Raw genomic sequence first — 1,268 nt, 5'->3', positions numbered from 1 at the left:
CATCGCTGTTGTTGGAGGCCGAGACAACTTCATGCAGACTGTCGGATTGCATGTTGCCAACCACCTCAACACCTGCGGCACTCAGATAGCCCGCAACAAGGTCAGCGACGTTCTTTGCCACATCACACTCTCGCAGCCCACACCCACACGCACCGGGATCTGGATTCCCGTTCGGTGCATGACCAGGATTCAAAAACACACGCATCACGATTCCTCCTTTGGTTTCGGCACATCCGCATACGAAATGCGCTCACCGTCACGTTCCAAAAACACATCTTCGGCATTGCCGTCCTTGCTCTGGATGTATCTCTCAACAGCAACATCCACGAATTTCGCCTCAAGCTCCACACCGTAGCAGATACGCCCCAACTGGTCGCAAGCGATGAGCGTTGATGCAGAACCGAGGAATCCGTCAAGAACGATACCATTCGTCTGCGCACACTGCTTGATGAGATACGCAATGAGCGGCACGGGCTTCGAGGACGGATGTCCACAGCCGTCCTTCTTCGAGTCCTTGATACGATCGAATGCAAAGACGGTGGTCTGCTTCTGGTCGCCATACCACCTATGTCTGCCATCCTTACGCCATCCCCAGATGATCGGCTCGTGGATGTACTTCCAATCCGTCCGTGTGAGGACGAGGCGGTCTTTCTTCCATACCAGCCCCGCGCCAACTTTAAAGCCTGCATCCTCATAAGCGTCATGAAAGATACGGGCTTTTGCTGTTGCGTAGAAAACGTAGATGGAAGCATCGGTCGCCATCACCGAGTGGAAGGCAATAAAGGCAGATTTCAGGAACTCGTAGGCATCCTTGTCATTCAGATCATCGTTCTTGATTTTCCCGGAGGAACTTTCCAGAGCCACAAAATATGGCGGGTCCGTGCAGACGAGATTTACCTTTTCTCCGCCGAGCAGCCGCTCGTATGTCTCCGGCAGTGTGGAATCTCCACAGATGACACGGTGCTTGCCGAGATGCCAGACATCTCCTGTTTTCGCGACACAGGGCTTCTGTAGTTCCGCATCCACATCGAAGTCGTCTTCCTGCGCCTCCCCATCATCCAGTGAGAGCAGGTCGGCAATCTCGGCTTCGTCGAAGCCCGTGAGCGAGATGTCAAAGTCCATGCCTTGCAGGGCTTCCATCTCGACACGCAGCATATCTTCATCCCATCCCGCATCGAGGGCGAAACGGTTGTCTGCGAGGATGTATGCCTTCTTCTGTGCCTCGGTCAGATGATCGACGAATACGCACGGCACATTCTCCATGCCCT

The 1,268-nt window shown here is 54.2% G+C and carries 2 protein-coding genes; both read right to left on the bottom strand.

Features of this window, described 5'->3' with window-relative positions:
* On the bottom strand, positions 1 to 205 hold a 205-nt coding region (locus HMPREF1992_RS00720), incomplete at its 3' end, for an N-acetylmuramoyl-L-alanine amidase (protein WP_021683879.1).
* Positions 205 to 1,268: DNA methyltransferase (locus tag HMPREF1992_RS00715; protein WP_021683878.1), on the bottom strand; the 1,064-nt coding region annotated here is incomplete at its 5' end. The genes HMPREF1992_RS00715 and HMPREF1992_RS00720, both read right to left, overlap by 1 nt.

It is taken from the genome of Selenomonas sp. oral taxon 892 str. F0426, from assembly GCF_000468035.1.
Lineage (GTDB): Bacteria > Bacillota > Negativicutes > Selenomonadales > Selenomonadaceae > Centipeda.
Note: the sequence above shows the minus strand (reverse complement) of the source record. Positions and strands in the feature narration are given on the sequence as shown.